Origin of the sequence: Bacteroides sp. L008 (genome assembly GCF_040812255.1) — a bacterium.
GTDB classification, from domain to species: domain Bacteria; phylum Bacteroidota; class Bacteroidia; order Bacteroidales; family Bacteroidaceae; genus Bacteroides; species Bacteroides vicugnae.
In genome coordinates this window covers 1,160,422-1,178,439 of the sequence record NZ_JBFNXO010000001.1, presented here as the reverse complement: position 1 = coordinate 1,178,439, position 18,018 = coordinate 1,160,422, and the positions used below count along the sequence as shown (strand labels likewise).

Sequence of the window (18,018 nt, the reverse complement as noted above, 5' to 3'; positions counted from 1 at the left end):
ACGAATTTATACTTTTATATCCATACATGAAGAAATTTATTTTAGATCTGACAGTGACTGAGAATATCAGATTGAATGCAAACTATGTATTGCTAAAATTGACCTCTCAGTCATTACTGCCCGAAATGTTACCTGGGCAGTTTGCCGAACTCCGGGTGGACGGTTCGCCTACTACATTTTTACGACGTCCCATTTCTATTAACTTTGTAGATAAACAGCGAAATGAGGTATGGTTTCTGATCCAGCTGGTTGGTGATGGAACAAGACGTTTGGCAGAGGTTAATCCCGGTGAAACAATAAATGTAGTGCTTCCGTTGGGAAATGCATATACAATGCCTCTGGAGGCTTCTGATAAGCTCTTATTAGTTGGTGGAGGTGTCGGAACAGCCCCTATGCTTTATTTAGGTGAGCAGTTGGCTAAAAAAGGCCATAAACCTACGTTCCTGTTAGGTGCCCGTAGCGACAAAGATCTGTTGCAGCTGGAAGAGTTTGCCAAATATGGAGAGGTATATACTACTACGGAAGATGGTAGCCATGGAGAAAAAGGATATGTTACCCAACATTCTATATTAAATAAGGTACGATTTGAGCAGATTTACACTTGTGGTCCCAAACCGATGATGGTGGCTGTGGCAAAATATGCCAAAAGTAATCAGATAGAATGTGAAGTATCTTTGGAAAATACAATGGCTTGTGGTATCGGAGCATGCTTATGTTGTGTGGAAAATACGACAGAAGGTCATTTGTGTGTATGTAAAGAAGGTCCTGTTTTTAATATAAATAAACTACTATGGCAGATTTAAGTGTAAACATTGGTGAATTACAAATGAAAAACCCGGTGATGACAGCATCTGGTACATTTGGATATGGTGAAGAGTTCTCCGACTTCATTGATATAGCGCGAATAGGCGGTATTATTGTAAAAGGGACTACTCTTCACAAACGTGAAGGAAACCCTTATCCGCGTATGGCAGAGACTCCTTCTGGGATGTTAAACGCTGTGGGACTGCAAAATAAGGGTGTTGATTACTTTGTGGAGCATATATATCCCCGTATAAAAGACATCCAAACGAATATGATTGTAAACGTTTCGGGATCTGCCATCGAAGATTATGTAAAAACAGCTGAAATCATTAATGAACTTGACAAAATTCCTGCTATAGAACTAAACATCTCTTGCCCTAATGTAAAGCAAGGTGGTATGGCTTTTGGTGTGTCAGCAAAAGGGGCATCAGAAGTAGTAAAAGCAGTGCGTTCAGCTTACAAAAAGACACTTATCGTAAAACTCTCCCCAAACGTTACGGACATCACTGAAATAGCTCGCGCAGCAGAAGAAAGTGGTGCGGATAGCGTGTCATTAATCAATACATTGCTGGGTATGGCGATTGATGCGGAACGTAAACGTCCTATTTTGTCAACTATAACAGGCGGAATGTCGGGAGCAGCCGTAAAACCTATCGCATTACGTATGGTATGGCAAGTTGCCAATGCGGTAAATATTCCTGTCATTGGATTGGGAGGTATTATGGATTGGAAGGATGCTGTTGAATTCATGCTTGCAGGTGCGACAGCCATCCAGATTGGTACGGCAAATTTCATAGATCCTGCTGTTACTATTAAAGTGGAAGATGGTATAAATAATTACCTGGAAAGACACGGATGTAAGTCTGTAAAGGAAATAATTGGTGCGCTTGAGGTATAATTGAAAACATACAATAACCCTTCGCATTAAGTCTGCAAGAAAAATGCTATTTCTCTTTTAAATAGAGAAAGGATAAACAGGCAGGTAATAGCAGATGAAAAAGAAGTTCGTGTTTAGAGGAATTGTCTACGGATAGAATCTTTAGATTGAAGACAAAATAAAAACGACGGTGAGGATTTACGTAATCTTCATCGTCGTTTTTATTTACACTTTATTTTACTCCCCTAATAGGTCGGGACGAAGTTTTCTGGTGCGTTCCAGGGACTGTTGCAGTTCCCATTCTTTGATCTTTGCTTCATGCCCGGATAATAGAATATCGGGAACTTTCCAGCCTTTATAATCAGCAGGTCGTGTATATACAGGTGCTGCCAGCAAATTATCCTGGAAAGAATCGGAAAGTGCGGATTGTTCATCGGAAATGACTCCGGGAATGATACGTACGATAGCATCTGCCATCACTGCTGCCGCCAGTTCTCCTCCTGTTAATACATAATCGCCGATACTGATTTCTTTGGTAATCAGATGTTCGCGGATACGGTAATCAATGCCTTTAAAGTGTCCGCAAAGAATAATGAGATTCTGTGCCAGAGAGAGTGTGTTGGCCATCGGTTGGTTGAATTGTTCTCCGTCAGGGGTCGTGAAGATAACTTCATCGTAGTCACGTTCTGCCTTTAGAGCATTGATGCAGCGTTCGATAGGTTCTATTTTCATCACCATTCCGGCAAATCCTCCAAAAGGATAATCATCGACACGGCGATATTTATCTTCGGTGTAATCACGTAAATTGTGAATGTGTATTTCTGCAATTCCTTTATCTTGAGCTCGTTTCATGATAGAACAATTGAAGAAACCTTCAATCATTTCGGGTAAAACTGTTATAATATCAATGCGCATAATCTTTTAATTTTTCGCAAAAGTACAAATATTCAAAGATAAACATGTATTTTTGCCTTAAACAATCGAAGAAATATGGATATAAAAGAAAAAATAGAGGAATTGCGTGCCGAACTTCATCGGCATAATTATAATTATTATGTGTTGAATGCTCCTGAAATCTCGGATAAAGAGTTTGACGATAAGATGCGTGAACTTCAGGATCTGGAACAAGCACATCCGGAATATAAAGATGAAAATTCACCCACTATGCGCGTGGGGAGCGACTTGAACAAGAATTTTACGCAAGTGGCCCATAAATATCCTATGCTGTCATTGGCAAATACATATTCGGAAGCGGAAGTGACGGACTTCTACGATCGTGTCCGTAAAGCGCTAAATGAGGATTTCGAGATTTGTTGTGAAATGAAATATGACGGTACTTCTATTTCGTTGACCTATGAAAATGGGAAGTTGGTTCGTGCCGTCACCCGTGGAGATGGAGAAAAAGGCGATGATGTGACGGATAATGTGAAAACAATCCGTTCTATTCCGCTTGTATTACATGGTGATAATTATCCCGCTTCTTTTGAGATACGTGGGGAAATTCTTATGCCATGGGAAGTGTTTGAAGAGTTGAACCGGGAAAAAGAGGCGCGTGAAGAACCGCTTTTTGCCAATCCGAGAAATGCGGCGTCCGGTACATTGAAGTTGCAGAACTCTTCTATTGTAGCTTCTCGCAAGCTGGATGCTTATTTATATTATTTATTGGGAGATAATCTGCCTTGTGACGGACATTATGAAAATCTTCAGGAAGCGGCAAAATGGGGCTTTAAAATCTCTGATTTGACGCGTAAGTGCCAGACATTGGAGGAGGTCTTTGAATTTATCAACTATTGGGATGTAGAACGTAAAAATCTACCGGTTGCCACAGACGGGATTGTTTTAAAGGTGAACAGTTTGAGACAACAGAAAAATTTGGGTTTTACGGCTAAGTCTCCCCGATGGGCTATTGCCTATAAATTTCAGGCAGAACGTGCATTGACCCGATTGAATAAGGTGACCTATCAGGTAGGAAGAACCGGGGCAGTCACTCCGGTAGCTAATCTGGACCCTGTACAGCTTTCGGGAACTGTCGTAAAACGTGCATCCTTACATAATGCGGATATCATCGAAGGACTTGATTTGCATATCGGAGACATGGTTTATGTGGAAAAAGGTGGTGAAATTATTCCTAAGATTACGGGGGTAGATAAAGATGCACGTAGTTTTATGCTTGGGGAGAAGGTTCGATTCATCGTCAATTGTCCTGAATGTGGTAGTAAATTAGTCAGGTATGAAGGGGAAGCCGCTCATTATTGCCCTAATGAAACAGCGTGTCCTCCTCAAATCAAAGGCAAAATCGAGCATTTTATTAGTCGAAAGGCTATGAATATTGATGGATTGGGACCGGAAACTGTGGATATGTTCTATCGTTTGGGATTAATTAAAAATACGGCCGACTTATATAAACTCACAGCTGATGATATCAAAGGTTTGGATCGTATGGGAGAAAAATCGGCGGAGAACATTATAACGGGGATTGCACAAAGCAAAACCGTTCCTTTCGAACGTGTTATTTTTGCTTTGGGAATTCGCTTTGTTGGTGAGACTGTGGCCAAAAAGATAGCAAAATCGTTTGAGAATATAGATGATTTGCAACAGGCAGATCTAGAAAAATTGGTAAGTATCGATGAAATCGGAGAAAAAATAGCCCAGAGTATACTTGCATATTTTGCGAATGAGTCTAATCGTGAGTTAGTTAGCAAGCTAAAGGAGGCCGGACTACAGCTTTATCGTACCGAGGAAGATTTAAAAGGATATACGGATAAGTTAGCGGGACAGTCTATCGTTATCAGCGGTGTGTTTGTCCATCATTCACGTGACGAATATAAAGAGCTTATCGAGAAAAATGGAGGGAAAAATGTAGGAAGCATTTCTGCGAAAACAAGTTTTATACTGGCTGGGGACAATATGGGACCTGCAAAGCTTGAAAAAGCAAAAAAACTTGGAATAACCATATTAAGCGAAGACGAATTTCTGAAACTTATATCGTAAGATAAGAAAAATATTCGTACTTTTGCGGCTAAATAAATTAGAGATTATAATTAAAACTCATGATACAGACTAAATTGAAAGGAATGGGGGTAGCACTGATTACTCCTTTCAAAGAGGATGAGAGCGTTGACTATGACGCGTTGATGCGTATGGTGGACTATCTATTACAGAATAATGCGGATTTCTTGTGTGTGCTGGGGACTACAGCTGAAACACCGACTCTGACCGAGGAAGAAAAGAAAACTATAAAAAAGATGGTAATTGACCGCGTTAACGGAAGAATTCCTATTCTGTTGGGTGTAGGTGGTAATAATACTCGTGCTATTGTAGAAACATTGAAAAACGATGATTTCACAGGAGTTGATGCTATATTGTCTGTTGTGCCGTATTATAACAAACCTTCTCAAGAAGGTATTTATCAGCATTATAAAGCGATTGCGGAAGCTACGGAGCTCCCCATCGTATTGTATAATGTTCCGGGACGTACGGGGGTAAATATGACTGCTGAAACGACTTTGCGGATTGCCCGTGATTTTAAGAATGTAGTTGCTATTAAAGAAGCATCCGGCAATATTACGCAAATGGATGATATTATTAAAAATAAACCGGAAAATTTCAATGTAATCTCCGGAGATGATGGTATAACCTTTCCGCTTATTACATTGGGAGCCGTTGGTGTGATTTCAGTAATCGGTAATGCTTTTCCTCGTGAATTTAGCCGTATGACGCGCCTGGCGCTTCAAGGAGATTTTGCCAATGCATTAACCATTCACCATCGATTCACGGAATTATTCAATTTATTGTTTGTTGATGGAAATCCGGCAGGAGTAAAATCAATGTTGAATGCCATGGGTATGATCGAGAATAAACTTCGGTTGCCACTGGTTCCTACTCGTATTACCACATTTGAGGCAATACGCAAGGTTTTGAATGAGTTGAATATTAAATGCTAATGCTTCTTCAGCGAGGAATTCATAATAAACATCTAAGTGTTTAAAATAAATATCCCAATGATTGAATTCAATCATTGGGATATTTATTTTAAATCAGCCTATGATTTATTTTAAAACGGCCGCTGTCTATTGTGAAAGAGGTATATTTCTTATTAATTACGTTTTTTGATACAGGTTTTTCACCTTTCTAAAGCATAGCTTTAGGGAACGGAAAGCTACGCTTTAGCCTATCTAAAGCATAGCTATTTGAGGGCTTGATAAGAATTCTAATAGCCATTGACATATTTCATTTCCAAACAAGGTGAAAAGGCTGTGTAAGAGTTGCCCTTCACCCGTAAACGACTTATTTGTAGGGAGCCCGGAAGAAAGGTGAAGGTGAAGAGGGTATTGAAAACAAGGGATATGAGGGGATGTATTGCTTGTTTATAATGGCTGACTTTTGAATCTTTTAGTTTAGTTATAGCTAATTTCTTCGATGAAATGGGGGAAAATAAAAATCCTCCGCATCAAATGCAGAGGATTTCGTGATCGCGACAGGATTCAAACCTGTAACCGGCTGATCCGTAGTCAGCTACTCTATTCAGTTGAGCTACGCGACCTCAAATAATATAACTTGTAAATTTTTCAGTGACCGCGACAGGATTCAAACCTGTAACCGGCTGATCCGTAGTCAGCTACTCTATTCAGTTGAGCTACGCGGCCATTCTGTTAATTCAAAAAAGTGATCGCGACAGGATTCAAACCTGTAACCGGCTGATCCGTAGTCAGCTACTCTATTCAGTTGAGCTACGCGACCGTTATTTTGTTTTAACGGGTGCAAAGATACGGACTTTTCCCGAATTAGCAAGCTTTTCACCGACTTTTTTGTAGAAAATTATTCTATGAACCGATAATTGAATAGTTGTAAACCTATACTTAGTCCGACATTCCACTCCCTTTTCGGTGAGCTATAATGATTTACATATGCAGAGATATCTCCAAAAGGCAATTGACATACAACAGAAATTTCTCCTAAATATTCAAACTTGGAGAAAGCTTTTCCGTAATATGCTTTATTCAACGAGTTTTTTTCGATTGGATAAATAGGCATAAAACCATAGAATTCTCCCCGGAGATGGAACATCTGGCTTAAACGGTAAATAGGCCGAATGCCGGCTCCGACAAATTGATTGGCACGAAAGGCTTCATTGTAGGTCAATTTGCTATGTAATGTAGGGGAAAACTCTCCGGCTTGCATCATTGTTGCCGTATAGTTCTCGGAGAAGTTTTTGGAGGCATACAGGGCTTTCAAATACCATCCTAAAACCCAATGTTCACTCATATTATGATATTTCTCTTTCATATAAGATAATTGCAGCCAGGAGTGATGATCTTTGTTGTTACTGGTCGTACTTCCTTCGCCCGGATAGAATCGTTCTTTTCCAACGAAAATCTGGGCTACAAGGGCTTCTCTGTATCCACGTGTAGGATATTGTTTGGAATTAAGGGTACTTCCATTAAAACTAATTGATCCACCGAACAAATCATAGCGGCTTTTATCAAATTTGTCATTTCCAAAGTCAATGACACTTTTTTGAAAATATTTATCCTCTATTCTTGCAATTCCTACTCCAAACTCTGCTCGTTTGCTCGAAAGGAAAGGTAATCCAACCTGTAATTTCAAGAAACGTTCGTCTTTTTGGTTAAAGGCTGGTTTGTTATTTCGCGAAAAAAGTTTGTCCTTTTTAAAATAGTCGAAAGTGCTGATCGAACCTATGAGACGGTAAGAGGTAGGAATGGCAGTGGCAAAGTCTATTTTTGCCATAAATTGCACGTTGTTATATACCTTTCCAAGCTGTCCGTCAAGAATAAACTCTTTGGCATAGTAGTTTAAGTCCTGATAACTAAGTCCCAGGTAGATCTGATTCGAATTAGAGGTGGATATGTTACCTCCCAGCCGTACAGCAAAGTTGTTTTCCAGTTTGACTTTTAAATGCAGATCATAGGTGTCATCTTCCGGATTATAAATTGCATGCGGTATGATTTCTGAAATCATTTTATCTGATAGCAATCGAAAATAACCTTGTTTTAAATCTTCATAGGTAAATTCTTTGTTATCTGACTTATGAAATTCTTTCTTTATATATGCTTGTTGTTGTGGATTAGCTCCATCAATGATGATATTTTTAAAACGTAGTTCAGGGAAATTACTACGGTATACCATTCTCCTTAAACGAATATTGTCCAGATTCACACGCCGATGGATACGGCTTTTGATAGAATCCATCATGCTGATGGTTCGATTATATCCTATATCATGTAATTCGTCGATGCGTTGAAAATCCATCAAGTTGACATTGTCATATTTGAACGTCATTAAAATCCCCATAGAGTCCGGAATAGAATAATCGGTTTTCTGCATCACCATATTCTCAATTTGACTCATGAGGTCATTTTCCTTGGGTTTAGTGGGATTGGTGGATACAACGCTTCCTATAATGACATCCGGATGAAAATCATCTCTCATGACGTCCGTGGGAAAGTTATTATAGATACCTCCATCGTAGGCCAGTACATTGTCTATTTCAATGGGTTTAAACATGAAAGGGAAGCTCATGGAAGCTCTGACGGCATCTCCTAAATCTCCTTCCTTCATGACTAACTGTTTTTTATTGTACACATCGGACGCAATGCAACGGAAAGGAACAAAAAGTTTATCAAAATCTCCCTTACAAGCGGCCGTAGCACGTGCATATAGGTCAACAAATACGAGATTCATTTGAATCGGGTTGACAACACTGGTAGGCAGGAATTGAGGTTTTAAACTCTTCAGTGAATCTTTGAATGAAAAACGAATATTGAAAAATTCGGGAGTGGGAAGATTCTTTTTGAAATGGTATACATATTTCTCTTCCACCTCTCCGGAATACCATCGTTTAAAGTCCTCCGATTTGAGCAGTTCTACCATGTCATCAGGAGAATACCCCATAGCATACAAAGAGCCGATAATAGCTCCCATGGAAGTACCTGCAATGTAGTCAATAGGGATGTTATTTTCTTCCAATGCGCGAATGATACCAATGTGTGTCATTCCTTTGGCGCCACCACCGCTTAATACAAGTCCTACTTTTTGGGCATGGATAGCCGGAATAATCAGCCATAAAGTAATGAACACTAAAAAAATCTTTCTCATAACCCAAATCAAACAATTGAATTTTTTGTCTATTAAGTGTTCAAATATATACAATACTTTTCAATTAATCGATATTTTGCCGATCGTTTTAAATTGAAAAAGAGCATTACAACGTGTATTTAACGTTGAATGCTCTTTCTTGAAGTATGTGTAATGTTTAAAGGGGCGATATTAAATCAGCTCAATGCTACGTTTTACGAAGTTATTCAAAGCTTCACCTCTTAACATATTGTTTTGAAGTAAGGCCAGATCGATAAGCTGGCGGATAACTTTGTTATTGCTTGCATAGCCGATAAAGATAGCTTCTTTCTTGCTTTTCAGATCATCCCACTTCTTGTCGAGATCGTTTAATTCATCTTTTTCAGCTGTCGGGATGTCTTCTTCTTTTTTATCCTTCTGTTTGTCTTTCAACTCATTACGTTGTTTGTTGACGTTATCCATTTCGGAGAGTATCGGAGCTACTTCTGCTTGACAGGCATTCTCTTCTTCATTCAATACTTGTTTTATCAACTTGTGGTCTGAATTCAGGATCAGATTGAACATGTCAGGCATTTCGCCGTAGAAGCTCATTCCGGCTTGAATATTCGCCATTTCTTTCATACGACGCATATATTCGCTTTGAGTAATCATGACCGGAGCCGAATTTTCTCCCAACGCCTGCGTCATCACATTGAATTCAACCTTATCCATTTTAGGCAATTGGCTCTTGAAGGCTGTTGTGATTGCATCTTGTTTGTTGGCTTCCAGAGTTTCACCTTTCTTGTCTTCTTTTACAATCAGATTGTCAACAACATCACTGTCTACACGGGTGAAACGGGATTTCTCAAGCTTTTGCTCCAACATACTTACCATAGCTACATCTAACTGGCCATCCATGAGTAAGACATTGTAGCCTTTGTTGGTTGCAGCTTCAATATAGCTGTATTGTTCGTCCTTGTTATTTGCATACAGATAGATTAGATTTCCATCTTTGTCTGTCTGGTTATCTTTAATAAGGGTCTGATATTCCTCGAATGTGTAATGTTTGTCATTTGTATCGGTGAAAAGGGCGAATTTTTGCGCTTTATCATAGAAATCCTCTTGTGTGAGCATTCCATAATTGATAAATATTTTCAAGTCATTCCACTTTTCTTCAAACTGCTTACGATCATTCTTGAATATAGACTGCAAACGGTCGGAAACTTTCTTGGTGATATAAGTTGAAATCTTCTTCACGTTTGAGTCGCTTTGCAAGTATGAACGGGAAACGTTCAACGGAATATCCGGAGAATCTATTACTCCATGTAACAAAGTCAGGAAGTCCGGCACAATGCCTTCAACAGAGTCTGTTACATATACTTGATTGCAATATAACTGAATCTTGTTCTTATTTAATTCAATATTGCTCTTTACCTTCGGGAAGTAGAGGATACCAGTCAGATGGAATGGATAATCCACATTCAAGTGAATCCAGAAGAGTGGTTCATCAGACATCGGATATAGCTTGCTATAGAATGATTTGTAATCTTCATCCGAAAGTTCGCTAGGCTTGCGTGTCCACAAAGGAGTGGTATCATTGATTATATTATCTTCAGCCGTTTCTACCTGTTTGCCGTCTTTCCATTCTTTCTTTTTTCCAAATGCAATAGGAACAGGAAGGAAGCTGCAATATTTCTTCAGAAGTTCGGAGATACGTGCTTCTTCGAGGAATTCTTTGCAGTCATCATCAATGTATAAGATGATATCTGATCCACGGTCGGCTTTTTCTATTTCTTCAATAGTGAATTCAGGGCTGCCATCACAAGTCCATTTTACGGCTTTTGCATCGTCTCTGTATGATTTAGTGATGATCTCCACTTTCTTTGCAACCATAAAGGCAGAGTAGAAGCCAAGTCCGAAATGTCCGATAATGGCATTTGCGTCGTTCTTATACTTCTCCAGGAAGTCATTAGCTCCGGAGAAAGCTATTTGATTGATGTACTTCTCTATTTCTTCTGCAGTCAAACCGATACCACGATCAGAAATGGTAATAGTATCTTTGCCTAATTCAACGTGAACAGTTAAGTCACCCAGTTCACCTTTGAATTCGCCAATAGAAGCAAGCGTATTCAACTTCTGAGTGGCATCTACCGCATTGGATACTAACTCGCGCAGAAAAATCTCATGGTCACTGTACAAAAACTTTTTAATGATAGGGAAAATGTTTTCTGTTGTAACCCCAATATTACCTTTTTGCATAATACGTATATTTTTTAGTTTATCTATTGATTAATTTTAATTGATGTTTGTCCATATAGAGACAAAAAAAATGCCAGACCCGAAGGTCTGACATTATGGCATATAAAATTATTTTCTTATTCAGGAAATAACTCTATTCCGGAGAAACAACTTTCATCTCCAATTCGCCTTTTTCTTCATTAAGGGTTACTTGAATAGTATCTCCCTCCTTTAAAGACGAGGAAATGATGAGCTCGGATAAACCATCCTCCAGATAGGTTTGAATTGCGCGTTTCAAAGGACGGGCGCCATATTGTACGTCATATCCCTTGCTAGCGATAAATTCTTTCGCCTTATCTTCAATAACAAGCTTGTAACCAATAGATTCTATTCTATTGTACAATCCTTTTAACTCTATGTCTATAATCTTTGTTATCGCTTCCATAGAAAGTTGATCAAACGTGATAATCTCATCTACACGATTGATGAATTCAGGCGCGAATGATTTATTTAGAGCTTTTTGTATTACACTTCGCGAGAATTCTTTATCATCCAGGCGACTTTGTGTCGCAAAACCGACACCACGTCCAAATTCTTTCAGCTGGCGGGTTCCGATATTGGAAGTCATGATAATAACGGTATTTTTGAAATCTACCATTCTGCCATAACTGTCAGTCAGACGACCCTCATCCATTACCTGAAGCAGGATATTGAATACATCCGGATGTGCTTTTTCTATTTCATCAAGCAATACAATAGAGTATGGTTTACGGCGCACTTTTTCTGTCAGCTGGCCACCTTCTTCATATCCTACGTATCCCGGAGGTGCTCCAACCAAACGTGAAACAGTGAACTTTTCCATATATTCACTCATATCGATACGAATCAGTGCATCGGCAGAACCGAACATATACTTGGCCAATTCTTTTGCTAAGTGAGTTTTACCAACTCCTGTCGGACCTAAGAACATAAACGTGCCAATGGGCTTATTAGGATCTTTGAGTCCTACACGGCTTCGCAAAATGGCTTTGACCAACTTTTCTATCGCTGTGTCTTGCGCGATGACTTTAGCTTGCAAATCTTCTTTCATACCTGCTAACTTGATGCCTTCAGCCTGTGCCATTCGTTGTACTGGAATGCCTGACATCATTGAGATAACATTGGCAATTTCTTCTGCATCAACAGTTTGCCTGTTTTCTTTTAGATTGGCTTCCCATTCTTTTTTCATCTCATCCAATTGGATAGAAAGCTCTTTTTCCTTATCGCGGAAGCTAGCTGCAAGTTCAAAATTCTGCGATTTTACAGCTTCATTTTTCTTATTTTTAGCTTCTTCGATCAGTTTTTCCTGTTCTTCTATCTCTTTGGGTACATTGACATTAGTAAGATGTACACGTGAGCCGGCTTCATCTAAAGCATCAATGGCTTTATCAGGGAAATTACGATCTGTGATATAGCGGTCTGTCAGCTTGACACATGCTTCCAATGCTTCATCCGTATAATACACATTGTGATGATCTTCATACTTATCCTTGATATTACGCAAAATCTGCAGAGTTTCGGCAGCAGTAGTCGGTTCTACGATTACTTTCTGGAAACGGCGTTCCAAAGCGCCATCTTTCTCAATATTCTTACGATATTCATCAAGAGTGGTGGCACCGATACATTGTATTTCTCCTCTTGCCAATGCTGGTTTTAACATATTGGCAGCATCCATAGAACCTGCTGCAGAGCCTGCACCAACAATCGTGTGAATTTCATCAATGAATAATATAACATTCGGATTCTTCTGCAATTCATTGAGAATGGAACGGATACGTTCTTCAAATTGTCCACGATACTTTGTTCCCGCTACAACAGCAGTCATGTCAAGAGCAACGACTCGTTTATCAAACAGGATACGTGAAACCTTTTTCTGAATGATTCTCAATGCAAGGCCTTCAACAATCGCTGATTTTCCTACACCGGGTTCACCAATCAGAATCGGGTTATTCTTTTTGCGCCGACTTAAGATCTGCGCTAAACGTTCGATTTCTCTTTCTCTGCCCACGACAGGATCCAACCGCCCTTCTTCTGCCGCTTTTGTCATGTCAGTACCAAAATTGTCAAGTACCGGCGTATCATTAGACGGCTTCTTGGAAGCGGTTTGCGCCTGTTGGCGTTCATCCGAACCACCTCTGCCGGAACGAGGAGAAGACATTTCTTCGTCATCCTCATCGTCTTCCGAAAAGCCCATACCGGAATTGATATCCGGCTGCAATGTAGCTTGCTCCAGTACTTTCACATAGTTTATATCGTTTGCTTCAAGTACGGAAGCCGCCATATTGTTTTTTTCTCTTAAAATAGCCAATAATACATGTTCTGTATCAGCGATGTTACTTTTCATTCCACGAGCTTCTAAAATACACATTTTTAATATCTTTGCCGCATCATTAGATAACGGTACCTCTGCATCAGGCAATAACATATCATCAGCTTCTGCCTTCAGCTGAGCTTCAATCTGTTGCTTTATAGCAGCCAGATTGGTGTTGAGTTTAGACAATATCTCGATAGCTTTTCCTTCACCGTCACGGAGTATTCCCAGAAGCAGGTGTTCGGGACCTATATACCTACTTCTCAACCGATTCGCTTCTTCCTTACTATAGACGATAATGTCGGAAACTCTTTGTGAGAATTGATTATTCATACTTTTTTCCTCTTCTTCTAAGGGTTATTCACTGGCAAATATACGCATTTAATCAAGTTTGTATTGCAATATTTGCTTTATTTCTTATATCTACAAATGGCGTGCCATAAAAACAGTGTATTTGTATTATATATATAAGGTATAACAAATAACAGGCTCTTTTTTGCCGATGTTATTTATCTTTCCATATTATATTTATCGTTTTTATCTTTTTATTTTCGTATTTTAAAGTTTAGTGGGTTATCGTCCCGGTCATGATAAAACTTTCTTTCTAAAAACTTTCGTATATCGGGGAAAAGTAGTACTTTAGCGTGGTTTTTCACAAACCGTAGAATGTATAATTAATAATCATTTTAAATGCTTGAACAAGACAGAATTATAAAGATTAACATCGAGGAGGAAATGAAGTCATCGTACATTGACTACTCCATGTCGGTCATCGTTTCGCGTGCCCTTCCGGATGTTAGAGATGGATTTAAGCCTGTTCACCGTAGAATTTTATACGGAATGATGGAATTAGGCAATACTTCAGACAAACCTTATAAAAAGTCAGCGAGAATCGTGGGTGAGGTACTTGGTAAGTATCATCCTCATGGGGATTCTTCTGTCTATTTTGCAATGGTACGTATGGCGCAGGAATGGGCAATGCGTTATCCTTTGGTAGATGGACAGGGGAACTTTGGTTCTGTGGATGGTGATAGCCCTGCTGCTATGCGTTATACAGAAGCTCGTCTTAATAAGTTGGGTGAAGCAATGATGGATGACCTGTATAAGGAAACCGTTGATTTTGAACCTAACTTTGATAATACACTGGTGGAACCTAAGGTGATGCCGACGCGTATCCCGAACCTTCTGGTGAACGGAGCATCCGGTATTGCTGTTGGTATGGCTACCAATATGCCTCCTCATAATCTTTCGGAAGTGATTGAAGCATGTGATGCATATATTGATAATCCGGAAATTACGGTAGAGGAACTGATGGAATTTGTCAAAGCACCGGATTTCCCTACTGGCGGATATATATATGGTGTGAGTGGGGTACGCGAAGCATATTTGACAGGTCGCGGACGTGTAATTATGCGTGCGAAAGCTGAAATTGAAAGCGGACAAACACATGACAAGATCGTAATAACAGAGATTCCTTATAATGTAAATAAGGCCGAACTGATTAAATATATTGCTGATCTTGTAAATGATAAGAAGATAGAAGGTATCTCAAATGCCAACGATGAGTCTGACCGTGATGGTATGCGTATTGTTATTGACATAAAACGTGATGCAAATGCAAGTGTAGTGTTGAATAAACTCTATAAAATGACAGCTTTGCAGACCTCTTTTGGTGTTAACAATGTGGCTTTGGTTCATGGACGTCCAAAAACGTTGAATCTAAGAGATTTAATTAAATATTTCATTGAGCATAGACACGAAGTTGTTATTCGTCGTACTCAGTTCGATCTTCGTAAGGCGAAAGAGCGTGCGCACATTCTTGAAGGTCTGATCATTGCTTCGGATAATATTGATGAAGTAATTCGTATCATTCGTGCTGCAAAAACTCCGAATGATGCTATAACAGGCTTGATTGAGCGATTTAACCTGACAGAAATTCAGGCTCGCGCAATTGTAGAAATGCGTTTGCGTCAGTTAACTGGTCTGATGCAGGATCAACTTCATGCAGAATACGAAGAAATAATGAAGCAAATAGCTTATTTGGAAAGTATTCTGGCTGATGAGGAAGTATGCCGTCAGGTAATGAAAGAGGAATTGTTAGAAGTTAAAGCGAAATATGGAGATGTACGTCGTTCTGAAATTGTTTATTCTTCAGAGGAATTTAATCCGGAAGACTTCTATGCAGATGATCAGATGATTATTACAATTTCTCATATGGGGTATATTAAACGTACACCATTGACCGAATTCCGTGCACAAAATCGTGGTGGAGTAGGTTCGAAAGGAACGGAAACCCGTGATGAAGACTTTGTTGAGCATATTTATCCTGCTACTATGCACAATACCATGATGTTCTTTACACAAAAGGGTAAGTGTTATTGGTTGAAAGTATATGAAATACCTGAAGGAACGAAGAATTCTAAGGGCCGTGCTATTCAGAACTTGTTGAATATTGATTCAGATGATAATGTAACTGCATACTTGCGTGTGAAGAGTTTAGAGGATTCAGAGTTCATCAATAGTCACTATGTATTATTCTGTACTAAGAAAGGTGTAATAAAGAAGACATTGCTTGAACAGTATTCTCGTCCCCGTCAGAATGGTGTAAATGCTATAACTATCCGTGAAGATGATAGCGTAATTGAAGTTCGTATGACGAATGGAAATAATGAAATCATCATTGCAAACCGCAATGGACGTGCAATTCGTTTCCATGAGGCAGCAGTTCGTGTAATGGGACGTACAGCAACAGGTGTACGTGGTATTACGTTGGATAATGATGGTCAGGATGAAGTAATAGGAATGATTTGTATTAAAGATTTGGAGACAGAATCTGTAATGGTAGTTTCTGAACAAGGATATGGTAAACGTTCTGAAATTGAGGACTATCGTAAAACGAACCGTGGAGGTAAGGGTGTGAAGACTATGAATATTACCGAAAAGACAGGTAAGTTGGTAACAATCAAATCAGTAACCGATGAAAATGACTTGATGATTATCAATAAGTCTGGTATCACTATTCGTTTGAAGGTAGCGGATGTTCGTATAATGGGCCGTGCTACTCAAGGCGTTCGTCTGATAAATCTTGAAAAACGTAACGACCAGATTGGTTCGGTATGTAAGGTTATGACAGAAAGTCTTGAAGATGAAATTCCGGCAGAAGAGGCAGAGGGTACAATCGTGAGTGATCCGAATGCTGATGCTCCTGATATTGATGATGTAGCGGACGTAAATGAAAACGAAAGCAATAACGAAATTGAGGAATAGACATAATATTAATAATTAATCAAACAACAATCATGAAAAGAGTATTATTTTCGATGGTTTTATTGATGGCTGTTAGCTTCTCATTCGCACAAATGAAGAATGTAAAGGAAGCAAAGAGTATGGCTAATGACGTAAAACCTAATTTTAAGCAGGCTGAACAGCTTATTAAGGAAGCTATGAAGAATCCTGAAACGAAGGATCTTGCTGACACATGGGACGTTGCTGGATTTATTCAGAGACGTATCAACGAGGAGCAAATGAAAAATGCTTTTTTGAAAAAGCCGTATGATACATTGAAAGTATACAATAGTATTTTGAAAATGTATGAGTACTATAATAAGTGTGATGAATTAGCGGAAATACCTAATGAAAAGGGAAAAGTTAAAAACAAATATCGGAAGGCTAATGCTTCCAGTATGTTGGCTGAACGTCCAAATTTGATTAATGGTGGTATTCAGTATTTCAATCTGGACAAGAATAAAGAAGCTTTGAAGTTTTTTGCAACCTATGTGGAGTCAGCTTCTTATCCGATGTTAGCTGATAAAGAATTGGCTAAAAATGATACTCTTATTCCGCAAATTGCTTATTACGCAACATTAGCTGCTGATAGAGTGGGTGATAAAGATGCAATTATCAAATATGCCCCTATGGCTTTATCTGATAAAGATGGTGGCAAATTTGCAATGCAGTTGATGGCTGATGCTTACAAGGCTAAAGGGGATACTGCTGCATGGATTAAGTCTTTGGAAGAGGGCATCCTTAAGTTCCCTGGAAATGATTATTTCTTCGCTAATTTGGTTGATTATTATAATAGTTCTAATCAAGCTTCTAAAGCTATGGAGTTTGCTGATAGAATGTTAGCTAATGATCCTAATAACAAGTTGTATTTGTATGTAAAAGCATATCTTTATCATAATATGAAAGAATATGATAATGCAATCGAATACTACAAAAAAGCTATTGCTGCTGATCCGGAATATGCAGAAGCATACTCTAATGTAGGTTTGGTATATTTGATGAAAGCACAGGATTATGCTGATAAAGCAACAACGGACATCAATGATCCTAAGTATGCTGAAGCACAGGCTGTGGTTAAGAAATTCTACGAAGAAGCTAAACCATTCTATGAAAAAGCCAGAGCTTTAAAACCCGATCAACAAGATTTATGGTTGCAAGGTCTTTACAGAGTTTACTATAACTTGAATATGGGACCTGAATTCGAAGAAATCGATAAGATGATGAAGTAAGATCGTTTTCTGAAAAAATATAAGAAGGCTACTAGAAATAGTAGTCTTCTTTTTTATTCATATAATTTAAAGTAGTAATTGAAAAATCTTATATTTGATATGGACTTGAGTGGGAACAGATCATTTTCTTTATTTAAATAAAAATAGAAAAAGGAGTAAGG

The 18,018-nt window shown here is 38.9% G+C and carries 10 protein-coding genes and 3 tRNA genes; 6 read left to right on the top strand and 7 right to left on the bottom strand.

The genetic code is table 11. The features are described from left to right. Positions 1 to 26: 26 nt before the first annotated feature. Both AB3G73_RS04680 and AB3G73_RS04675 read left to right on the top strand, forming a co-directional pair. A complete protein-coding gene (locus AB3G73_RS04680) occupies positions 27 to 803 on the top strand; it encodes a dihydroorotate dehydrogenase electron transfer subunit (RefSeq protein WP_004295951.1) in 777 nt (258 codons plus the stop codon). Further along, entirely contained in the window at positions 791 to 1,702 is a 912-nt protein-coding gene (locus AB3G73_RS04675) for a dihydroorotate dehydrogenase (RefSeq protein WP_148366677.1), read from the top strand. The genes AB3G73_RS04680 and AB3G73_RS04675 overlap by 13 nt, the downstream gene beginning before the upstream one ends. A gap of 216 nt (positions 1,703 to 1,918) precedes the next feature. Here the strand turns inward: AB3G73_RS04675 and trmD are convergent, their stop codons facing one another. After that, positions 1,919 to 2,596 (bottom strand): tRNA (guanosine(37)-N1)-methyltransferase TrmD, encoded by a 678-nt coding sequence (gene trmD, locus AB3G73_RS04670; protein ID WP_367743198.1) that lies wholly within the window; start codon positions 2,594 to 2,596, stop codon positions 1,919 to 1,921. 75 nt (positions 2,597 to 2,671) lie between these two features. Here trmD and ligA point away from each other — a divergent pair, with 75 nt between their 5' ends. Both ligA and dapA read left to right on the top strand, forming a co-directional pair. Beyond that, entirely contained in the window at positions 2,672 to 4,672 is a 2,001-nt protein-coding gene (gene ligA / locus AB3G73_RS04665) for an NAD-dependent DNA ligase LigA (protein WP_148366679.1), read from the top strand. 59 nt (positions 4,673 to 4,731) lie between these two features. Beyond that, positions 4,732 to 5,625, top strand: a complete 894-nt coding sequence (gene dapA, locus AB3G73_RS04660; RefSeq protein WP_004303039.1) for a 4-hydroxy-tetrahydrodipicolinate synthase — start codon at positions 4,732 to 4,734, stop codon at positions 5,623 to 5,625. Positions 5,626 to 6,150: 525 nt separating this feature from the next. Here dapA and AB3G73_RS04655 read toward each other — a convergent pair. The 6 genes from AB3G73_RS04655 to AB3G73_RS04630 form a co-directional block, all read right to left on the bottom strand. Then, a tRNA-Arg gene (locus tag AB3G73_RS04655) sits at positions 6,151 to 6,224 on the bottom strand. Between the two features lie 29 nt (positions 6,225 to 6,253). Next, positions 6,254 to 6,327: transfer RNA gene (locus AB3G73_RS04650), tRNA-Arg, on the bottom strand. Between the two features lie 20 nt (positions 6,328 to 6,347). After that, positions 6,348 to 6,421, bottom strand: a tRNA-Arg gene (locus AB3G73_RS04645). A 78-nt stretch (positions 6,422 to 6,499) separates the two neighbouring features. After that, a complete protein-coding gene (locus tag AB3G73_RS04640; RefSeq protein WP_167511855.1) occupies positions 6,500 to 8,797 on the bottom strand; it encodes a patatin-like phospholipase family protein in 2,298 nt (765 codons plus the stop codon). Positions 8,798 to 8,968: 171 nt separating this feature from the next. After that, positions 8,969 to 11,014 carry a molecular chaperone HtpG gene (htpG, locus tag AB3G73_RS04635; protein ID WP_004306065.1) on the bottom strand — a complete coding sequence of 682 codons (2,046 nt, stop codon included), beginning with the start codon at positions 11,012 to 11,014 and terminating at the stop codon, positions 8,969 to 8,971. Positions 11,015 to 11,147: 133 nt separating this feature from the next. Further along, positions 11,148 to 13,676 (bottom strand): ATP-dependent Clp protease ATP-binding subunit, encoded by a 2,529-nt coding sequence (locus tag AB3G73_RS04630; RefSeq protein WP_195650134.1) that lies wholly within the window; start codon positions 13,674 to 13,676, stop codon positions 11,148 to 11,150. Between the two features lie 357 nt (positions 13,677 to 14,033). Between AB3G73_RS04630 and gyrA the strand changes: the two genes are divergently transcribed. Further along, positions 14,034 to 16,610, top strand: a complete 2,577-nt coding sequence (gyrA, locus tag AB3G73_RS04625) for a DNA gyrase subunit A (protein WP_148366682.1) — start codon at positions 14,034 to 14,036, stop codon at positions 16,608 to 16,610. Positions 16,611 to 16,642: 32 nt separating this feature from the next. After that, positions 16,643 to 17,857: a M48 family metallopeptidase gene (locus AB3G73_RS04620; RefSeq protein WP_074559631.1), complete on the top strand. Its 1,215-nt coding sequence runs from the start codon at positions 16,643 to 16,645 to the stop codon at positions 17,855 to 17,857. Positions 17,858 to 18,018: the final 161 nt, after the last annotated feature.